Below are 8,158 nucleotides of genomic sequence, written 5' to 3'. Positions count from 1 at the left end.
GGAAATGATGCGGTCCGCCAGAACCTTGCTGATGCGCACCGCGATGGTGTCGTCTGTGCCCTTTGCCATGTTTTATAGATAATTTGCGGCAGGGCGGCTTGTCGAGACGGCGGGACCGAATTCCTAAACTTCCTCTTAGCGCAGGCCAGAGATAGCGTCGCGAAAGTCCAGCCTTTAGTTGACCCGGCTGATGCAGAAATCGATGACGTCGATCAGCGCCGATTTCTGCGGCGTCGCTTCGAGCGGCGCCAGCGCGTCGCGGGCAATCTCGCCGAAATGGCGCGCGCGTCCGATCGTGTCGGCAATGGCGCCGTGGCGGGTCATCAGGCCGGTCGCCTTTTCCAGGCCGGCGTCATCGGCGACATTGTCCTCGATGGCGCGCTTCCAGAAGGTGCGCTCGGCCTTGGTGCCGCGCCGATAGGCGAGAATGACCGGAAGCGTCACCTTGCCCTCGCGGAAATCGTCGCCGACATTCTTGCCCAGATCCTTGCTGGTGCCGCCATAGTCCAGCGCGTCGTCGATCAGCTGGAAGGCCAGGCCGAGATTCATGCCATAGGAGCGCAGCGCGGCGCGATCGTTGCGCGTCGCCTGGGCGATGACCGGGCCGACCTCGGCAGCCGCCGAAAAAAGTGCGGCGGTCTTGGCCTTGATGACGGCGAAATGCTCGTCCTCGGGGGTTTCGAGGTTCTTGGCGGCGGCGAGCTGCATGACCTCGCCCTCGGCGATGATGGAGGCCGCACTCGACAGGATATCGAGCGCTTCGAGCGAGCCGACATCGACCATCATGCGGAAGGCCTGGCCGAGCAGGAAGTCGCCGACCAGAACGCTTGCCTGGTTGCCCCAGATCATGCGGGCGGTCTTCTTGCCGCGGCGCATGCCGCTCTCGTCGACGACATCGTCGTGCAGAAGCGTCGCGGTGTGCATGAATTCGACGGAGGTGGCGAGCTTGACGTGGCCCTCGCCGGCATAGCCGAACATCTGGGCTGCGGCCAGCGTCAGCATCGGCCGCAGCCGTTTGCCGCCGGACGAGATCAGATGGTTGGCGACCTCCGGGATCATCTCGACGTCGGAGCCGGCCTTGGACAGGATCAATTCATTGACGCGCCCCATATCGGCGGCAGTCAGATCGATCAGATCCTTGATGGAGGCGGGCTCCCGCTTCCCGTTTTCGATGTTGAGAACGACACCCACGACAATCACTCCCGTCTTGGTATAGAGCGTGCGACGGCACCCTTAGTCCCTGTATGGACTCTAGGGCGGCGGACATGGGCACGGCAAGTGGCGAATTGGCGCGGCGGCGGCGACAGAATGTCAACGACCCCCAAGGGAACGGCTCTGCCCCGGAATCCCCTACCCGTTTACATCAATAGCGCAAACTGCGAGTTTCATACAATGATAGAACTAGTCCGCACCAACGATGCCGTGATCATTTCCTTTGTCGAATCGCTGATGCGCGACGCCGGCATTGCCTGCTTTGTCGCCGACCAGAATATGAGCATTCTCGAAGGGTCGATCGGTCTTTTGCAGAAGCGCGTCATGGTCGACGCCGACCAGGCCGACGCGGCACGGCGCATCCTGACGGATGCCGGCATCGCCAACGAAATCCGCGGAAGATAATGTCCGCCGCGCCCGCCGCCCTTGTCCCGGACACGCCGGCCCATACGGTCGACGCTTTCCATCGCGGCCGATTCTGGCTGGTGCAGCCCAAGCAAGGCGGTCATCGCGCCGGCATGGATGCGATGATGCTGGCGGCATCCGTGCCGTCCTCCCTTGCCGGTCGTCTCGCCGATTTCGGTGCCGGTGCCGGGGCCGCCGGCCTGGCGGTGCTGTCGCGCTGCCCGGCCGCCGAGGCGGTGCTTGTCGAACGCGCGCCGGAAATGGCGGCCTTCGCGGCAGCCACTCTTGCCCATCCCGGCAATGCCCATCTGAGCGATCGCGCCTCCGTGCTGGTCGCCGATGTCACCGTATCGGGCCGGGCGCGGGCGGCCGCCGGCCTCGCCGACAATGATTTCGACTTCGTCATCATGAACCCGCCCTTCAACGCTCCCCGGGACCGCGCCTCCCCCGATCGCCTCAGAAAAGAGGCCCATGTCATGGAGGACGGGGTGTTCGAGAGCTGGATCCGCAGTGCGGCGGCGGTGGTCAGGCCGCGCGGCGGGCTTGCCGTGATCGCCCGCCCCGAACAGCTCGGCGCCATTCTCGATGCGATCGCAGGGCGCTTCGGCGATGCCGAAATGCTCGCCGTCCACCCTCGCCCAGACGCCGCGGCAATCCGCATCGTTGTGCGGGCAGCGCTCGGGACACGGGGAAAGCTTGCCATCCGCCCGCCCCTGATGCTGCACGCGCAATCAGGCAACGGCCCCGACGAGCGCAGCGAAATGATCACCAACGGCCTCGCCTCGCTGTTCGGAGATTGAGCTATTCTGCCTGGCCACATTGCCGTTGGCCGGGAAATCCCTACATGCCTGCAACCTATCGACCGGAGACCACGCCCTCGTGAAACGCCTTATCAACCGCCTGCTGCCGAAATCCTGGCGCTCCACCGTCGTCACCATTCCGGTCATCCGGCTGCACGGCACCATCATGGCAGGCGGTGGCCAGTTCCGGCCGAGCCTGTCGCTGGCCTCCACCGCTGGCCTCATCGAGAAGGCGTTTTCCTACGACGCCCCGGCAGTCGCCATCTCGATCAATTCGCCCGGCGGCTCGCCGGTGCAGTCGCGGCTGATCTTCAAGCGCATCCGTGACCTGGCCACGGAAAAGAACAGAAAGGTACTGGTCTTCGTCGAAGACGTGGCGGCGTCGGGTGGCTACATGATCGCGGTTGCCGGTGATGAGATCTTCGCCGACCCATCCTCCATCGTCGGGTCGATCGGCGTGGTCTCGGCTTCGTTCGGCTTCCCGGAACTGATGAAGAAGATCGGCATCGAGCGACGCGTCCACACCGCCGGCCAGAACAAGGCGGTGCTCGACCCGTTCAAGCCCGAGAAAAAGGAAGATGTCGAGCGGCTGAAGGCGCTGCAGCTCGAGGTGCACGGCACGTTCATCGACCTCGTCAAGGAGCGGCGCGGCGCGAAACTGAAAGACGACCCGGACCTGTTCACAGGCCTGTTCTGGACCGGCATCAAGGGCCTTGAACTCGGCCTGGTCGATGCGCTCGGCGACATGCGCACGGTGCTCAAGACCCGTTTCGGGGCGAAAACCCAGCTCAGGCTGATCACGACACCGCGCGGTTTCCTCAGCCGCTTCGGCCTGTTTGGCTCAAGCAAGGGCTTTTCAGCGCCCGATATCGCAGCCGCCGCCGCCAGCGGCGTGGTCGATGCGGCGGAAGAGCGCGCATTGTGGTCTCGCTTCGGGCTTTGAAAACCCGGCAAAAGCGTCTAGCATGAGAGCTTAACCGACCCGACCGGCCGCCTTCGCCGGCCCAGCGTGGGAGGAGTTTTGGCATGCCGCAGATCATTTTCTTCGCCGTCGTTGGCGTCGCCGCCTATTTCGGCTACCGCACCTTCATTAGGGAAGCCGAACGCGTGACCGCCAAGGTGCGGCGTACCGAAAAGCAGACGGCCAACGGCGCGATGGGCACTTTGGTCAAGGATCCGAAGACCGGCGAGTACCGGCTGGCCAAGGACTGAGCACCATTTCGCAGACCATTGTGGACACCGACATCGGGTCGCGTAGCTGGCACGCGCACGCCAAGATCAATCTTGCGCTGCATGTCACCGGCAGGCGACCTGACGGCTATCATCTGATCGAAAGCCTGGCGGTGTTCACGCGGTTTGGCGACAGGGTCGAAATTGCGCCTGCCGATAGCGATGAATTTACCGTGTCCGGCCGCTACGCCCCGGCTGTTCCTCTCGACGCCAGCAATCTGGTGCCTAGGGCGCGCGATGCCCTGCGACAGGCGGTCGGGCACGAGAGAACACCGCCGGTCGCTATCCGGCTGGAAAAGAACCTGCCGGTCGCCTCCGGCGTCGGCGGCGGTTCGAGCGACGCGGCGACCGTGCTGCGCGGGCTGGTGGAGACATGGGGCCTGGATATAGACGGCGCAGAGCTGGCGCGGATCGGCATTTCGCTCGGCGCCGATGTGCCGATGTGCCTGGCGGCAAAGCCGCTGGTCGCGCGCGGCATCGGAGATGAACTGTCGATGGTGCCGGATTTTTCGGCGCTTGGCCTGGTGCTGGTCAATCCGGGCACCCCGGTCTCGACGGCGGACGTCTTTGCGGCGCTTTCCCGGCGCGACAATGAGGCCTTGCCGCCGCTGCCGCGCAGCATCGATTTTCATAGCCTGCGCAACTGGCTGGAGATCACCCGCAACGATCTCGAGCCCGCCGCGCTGGCGATGCAGCCGGCTATCGGCAGGGCGCTTTCCTGGCTGAACAAGGCCGGATCGGGTTTTTCACGGATGTCCGGGTCCGGCGCCACCTGCTTCGGCCTGTTCGAGACCGGCAATGTCGCCAAGCGCGCCGCCGCCGAAATCCGCGGCCGCCAGCCCGACTGGTTCGTCGCGGCGACGCGCAGCATCGCATCGGAGGGATCGGATGGCCAGAATTGACGAGAGCCGCTCCTTCATTCCCGTGCGCATCGCGGTGCTGACCGTTTCAGATACGCGCAGCCTCGCCGACGACAAATCCGGCCAGACGCTGGCCGACCGCATCACCGAGGCCGGCCATATGCTGGCGGCCCGCGATATCGTCACCGACGATCGGGAAAAAATCCGCGACACGGTTCTGGCGTGGTCGCGGGACAAGAATATCGATGTCGTCATCACCACCGGCGGCACCGGTTTCACCGGCCGTGACGTGACGCCGGACGCGCTGGAGCCGATCTTCGAAAAGCGCATGGATGGCTTTTCGGAAGTGTTCCACCGGATCTCCTACGACAAGATCGGCACCTCGACGATCCAGAGCCGGGCGACCGGCGGCATCGTCAACGCCACCTTCGTCTTCGTGCTGCCGGGTTCGCCAGGCGCCTGCAAGGACGCGTGGGACGGCATCCTGAAGGCACAGCTCGACTACCGGCATATGCCGTGCAACTTCGTCGAGATCATGCCGCGCCTGGACGAGCATTTGCGGCGCGGCAAATCAGCTCCGTAAAGCCGAGGCAAGCGTCGCTCTCAGCGGATGACCGGCTCGCCATGAAACCGCCGGCGCGACGGCGGCGAGACGCCGAAGCCGACTTCCATCATCAGTCGCGGCGTGCGTGCCGGCACGGTGCCCATATGGAAGCCAAAAGGGTCCTCGACGAAACCGAGACCGGCCTCGCCGGTCAGCGTCACCGGGCTCTGCTCGCCATAGACATCCAGGACCTGTTGCGCGGGGTGGCCAACCAGAAGCGTGAGCTGGTGCTTGAGGCTGCGGCGCTTGTGGCTGCCCCTGACATAGACATGCGGACCGGTGTCGGTGTCGACCGGCTTGAGGTAGAAGAAGAATTTCAGCATGCGCCAATCATCGAGGTCGAAATGATACTTGCCGAGCGAGGCGAGGTTCTTGTCGGCATCCGAAGCGGCACCGGTTGGAAAACTCCACCAGACGCGCGTCGTGATCAGTTTTGCCTGGCCGCCGAGATAGTGCGCGGCAATATCCAGAAGCAGCGGATCGCGCTGGATGGCAAGCGCCGCCGGGCAGTCGAGGATGCGCTCGAAAAAATGCCCGCTGAGCAGCGAGCGGCCAAGGCGTTTCTCGGCCTCGGCATGTTCCCCCGGCATGAATTCGAGACGGCGGTCGAAATTGCCGAAGCAAGGCGTGCGCCCGGCGAAGTCGGCGATCTCTTCATGGATATCAGGCGGCAGGACCAAGCCTGAGAACAGCCCGTCGGAGCGCAACGCATCGACGACCGCTCCCCGTTCGACACCGGCAAACATCGTATCCCCGGCATTGGCGACCGGGCGGGCGCGTTTTGCGCCCAGCCAATGCATGCGGCGTCCAGGCATTGTGCGCGCCAGCACGAACATCGGCAGCCAGGCGGGGTTTTCGCGCAGGTCCTTGAGATAGGTCGGAATGCGCACCGCGATGCGTCGCAACAGACTGCCGTCGCGCGCAATAGCCTCGAGACTGGCCGCGCCGGATGTGTCGGGGGTTGAAAGCTTCATTGGGTCCTCGGCTATGAGAGCACCACCGATGCCGCATCGGTGCTCGCCACTCGGCATGTCCCAAACCCAATTCCCGCTTGAACGGAAGCTAACCCCGCGTCAGATTTTGTGCAATGCACAATGGCCTGAGCAGCTGCAAAAAATCATGTCGAGGAGCGGCGTTCCTGCTTGGCGGGCGCCATCCAGATCTCGGCGTCGAGCCGCTTCGTTGCGAGGCCGCGGGCGATGGCCTCAGCACTGCCGGCACTCTTGGCCGCGGCCGCCGCCTGACGCTTGCTGATCAGCAATCCGTCGGCCAGGGCGCGGTTTCCCGAAAAGACCCGTGCCAGGAATGGCGTGCGGCTGGCCCGCGTGCGCGAAAACCGTGCCGCCATGGTCTGCCTGGCCGTATGCGCGACAACCTCATCGATCCAGCCCTCCACCAACCGCGCGCCCGGTTCCAGGAGCAGCAACCAATCCCCCTTGGCCTGGCGGATGCCGGCAGCGACACCGCCGGTCACGTACTGACAGCCGGCATGCTCGGCCACACGATGCGTCTGGTCGGTGGAGCCTGTGTCGCAGACGATAACTTCACGCACCACGCCTTCGACCGCGCCGCCAATCAGCGAGGCGAGCGTGCGGGCGAGGCCCTCCTCGTCATTGCGGGTTTCGATGAGAACACTGAGCATCCTTAGCCGAATAGCGGAAAGCGCCGCACAGCGCCAGTTTTGCATCGCACATAGAAAGTTCTTGCTTTGTTCTCGTCGATGAAATAGGAATAATTTCATGAACAGAGCGATTCGACACAACACGGACAGTCCCTGGGAGCGGGCGAAAATGGAACAGATCGTGCGCGCCGACATTGCAGCTTTCGGAGCAGGAAGAGCCGAGATGGCCAATGCGATGGTCGAGCAGAGCGGCATGCGTGTCCGCCCGGACCGCAACCGCGGCAGGTCGGCCGGCATCAACCCGTCCGGCCGATTCGAGCCAGTCAGCCGGCACGTGTTCGACGATGGCTGGAATTCGCTGGAAGAACTGCCCCCCTTCAAGACCGAAGTGCAGGTCGAGAAGCCGCGCACCATCATCACCCGCAACGAATCGCCCGACATTTCCTTCGACCGTTCCATCAACCCTTATCGCGGCTGCGAGCATGGCTGCGTCTATTGCTTTGCCCGCCCGACGCACGCGTTCATGGGCCTGTCGCCGGGTCTGGATTTCGAATCGAAGCTGTTCGCCAAACCTGATGCGGCGCGCTTGCTCGACAAGGAGCTTTCGAAGGACAGCTATCAGCCGCGCACCATCGCCATCGGCACCAACACCGACCCCTACCAGCCGATCGAGAAGCAATACCGGATCATGCGCGAAATCCTCGAAGTGCTGGAAGCGCGCGGCCATCCGGTCGGCATCGTGACAAAGTCCGCCCTGGTGACGCGCGATATCGATATCCTGTCGCGCATGGCCGAACGCGGGCTAGCCAAGGTGGCGCTGTCGGTGACGACGCTCGACCGCATGCTGGCGCGCACCATGGAGCCGCGCGCGTCGACACCGACCAAGCGGCTGGAAGCGATCCGGCAGCTTTCGGATGCCGGCATTCCGGCGTCGGTCATGGTGGCGCCGATCATTCCGGGCCTGACCGATCCGGAGATGGAACGCATCCTCGATTCGGCACGTGCGGCCGGCGCGCGCGAGGCGGGTTATGTGATCCTGCGGCTGCCGCTGGAGGTCAGCCCGATCTTCAAGGACTGGCTGCTGCGCCATTATCCCGACCGTTACCGCCATGTGATGTCGCTGGTCCGCTCCATGCGTGACGGCAAGGACTACGATTCGGAATGGGGCAAGCGCATGAAGGGCGCCGGTCCCTATGCCTGGCAGATCGGCCGGCGCTTCGAGATCACAGCCAAGCGGCTTGGTCTCAATGCCGAACGGCGCACGCTGCGGACCGATCAGTTCGTTGCCGCCGGGAAAGACCAGGTGCAACTGACGCTGCTTTGAAGAGACAATTCGTCGCGATGGTTTGATCCGTCGCGCACCAAGAATCCCGTCCGGCCTGCCCCGGCCTGCAGACGGTGCCCTCCCGGTCCGGCGCCCTTCATG

At 64.2% G+C, this 8,158-nt stretch carries 10 protein-coding genes; 7 read left to right on the top strand and 3 right to left on the bottom strand.

Going from position 1 to position 8,158, the window contains the following annotated elements:
- Nucleotides 1-174: 174 nt before the first annotated feature.
- A complete protein-coding gene (locus tag EN991_RS14200; RefSeq protein WP_127368989.1) occupies nt 175-1,191 on the bottom strand; it encodes a polyprenyl synthetase family protein in 1,017 nt (338 codons plus the stop codon).
- 201 nt (nt 1,192-1,392) lie between these two features.
- Here EN991_RS14200 and EN991_RS14195 point away from each other — a divergent pair, with 201 nt between their 5' ends.
- From EN991_RS14195 to moaB, 6 genes are all read left to right on the top strand, one after another.
- Nucleotides 1,393-1,617, top strand: coding sequence for a DUF2007 domain-containing protein (locus EN991_RS14195; RefSeq protein ID WP_013532831.1), 225 nt, complete (start codon nt 1,393-1,395; stop codon nt 1,615-1,617).
- Nucleotides 1,617-2,417: a methyltransferase gene (locus tag EN991_RS14190; RefSeq protein ID WP_024502640.1), complete on the top strand. Its 801-nt coding sequence runs from the start codon at nt 1,617-1,619 to the stop codon at nt 2,415-2,417. The genes EN991_RS14195 and EN991_RS14190 overlap by 1 nt, the downstream gene beginning before the upstream one ends.
- A gap of 79 nt (nt 2,418-2,496) precedes the next feature.
- Nucleotides 2,497-3,360 carry a S49 family peptidase gene (locus EN991_RS14185; protein WP_127368988.1) on the top strand — a complete coding sequence of 288 codons (864 nt, stop codon included), beginning with the start codon at nt 2,497-2,499 and terminating at the stop codon, nt 3,358-3,360.
- Nucleotides 3,361-3,443: 83 nt separating this feature from the next.
- A complete protein-coding gene (locus tag EN991_RS14180; RefSeq protein ID WP_013532834.1) occupies nt 3,444-3,629 on the top strand; it encodes a membrane protein in 186 nt (61 codons plus the stop codon).
- A 20-nt stretch (nt 3,630-3,649) separates the two neighbouring features.
- Nucleotides 3,650-4,549: a 4-(cytidine 5'-diphospho)-2-C-methyl-D-erythritol kinase gene (locus EN991_RS14175; protein ID WP_024502638.1), complete on the top strand. Its 900-nt coding sequence runs from the start codon at nt 3,650-3,652 to the stop codon at nt 4,547-4,549.
- Nucleotides 4,536-5,090 (top strand): molybdenum cofactor biosynthesis protein B, encoded by a 555-nt coding sequence (gene moaB, locus EN991_RS14170; RefSeq protein ID WP_013532836.1) that lies wholly within the window; start codon nt 4,536-4,538, stop codon nt 5,088-5,090. Before EN991_RS14175 ends, moaB begins: the two co-directional genes overlap by 14 nt.
- A gap of 20 nt (nt 5,091-5,110) precedes the next feature.
- On the opposite strand, the gene EN991_RS14165 is transcribed toward moaB, so the two are convergent.
- Nucleotides 5,111-6,085, bottom strand: a complete 975-nt coding sequence (locus tag EN991_RS14165; protein WP_127368987.1) for a hypothetical protein — start codon at nt 6,083-6,085, stop codon at nt 5,111-5,113.
- A 143-nt stretch (nt 6,086-6,228) separates the two neighbouring features.
- Complete coding sequence (locus EN991_RS14160) at nt 6,229-6,753, bottom strand: glycosyltransferase (RefSeq protein WP_013532838.1); 525 nt, start codon at nt 6,751-6,753, stop codon at nt 6,229-6,231.
- Nucleotides 6,754-6,901: 148 nt separating this feature from the next.
- On the opposite strand from EN991_RS14160, the gene EN991_RS14155 reads away from it, so the two are divergent.
- Nucleotides 6,902-8,056, top strand: a complete 1,155-nt coding sequence (locus EN991_RS14155; RefSeq protein ID WP_023808673.1) for a PA0069 family radical SAM protein — start codon at nt 6,902-6,904, stop codon at nt 8,054-8,056.
- The last annotated feature ends 102 nt before the right edge of the window (nt 8,057-8,158 follow it).

The sequence above is a fragment of the Mesorhizobium sp. M7A.F.Ca.US.005.03.2.1 genome (genome assembly GCF_003997795.1).
Lineage (GTDB): Bacteria > Pseudomonadota > Alphaproteobacteria > Rhizobiales > Rhizobiaceae > Mesorhizobium > Mesorhizobium ciceri.
The sequence above is the reverse complement of the archived record's forward strand: the minus strand, read 5'-3'. Positions and strand labels throughout refer to the sequence as shown.

Bases quoted from the DNA above. Each gene is read 5' to 3' on its own strand.
- EN991_RS14160 (WP_013532838.1), bottom strand. From the start codon at position 6,753: ATGCTCAGTGTTCTCATCGAAACCCGCAATGACGAGGAGGGCCTCGCC.
- EN991_RS14165 (WP_127368987.1), bottom strand. From the start codon at position 6,085: ATGAAGCTTTCAACCCCCGACACATCCGGCGCGGCCAGTCTCGAGGCT.
- EN991_RS14155 (WP_023808673.1), top strand. From the start codon at position 6,902: ATGGAACAGATCGTGCGCGCCGACATTGCAGCTTTCGGAGCAGGAAGA.
- EN991_RS14195 (WP_013532831.1), top strand. From the start codon at position 1,393: ATGATAGAACTAGTCCGCACCAACGATGCCGTGATCATTTCCTTTGTC.
- moaB (WP_013532836.1), top strand. From the start codon at position 4,536: ATGGCCAGAATTGACGAGAGCCGCTCCTTCATTCCCGTGCGCATCGCG.
- EN991_RS14190 (WP_024502640.1), top strand. From the start codon at position 1,617: ATGTCCGCCGCGCCCGCCGCCCTTGTCCCGGACACGCCGGCCCATACG.
- EN991_RS14180 (WP_013532834.1), top strand. From the start codon at position 3,444: ATGCCGCAGATCATTTTCTTCGCCGTCGTTGGCGTCGCCGCCTATTTC.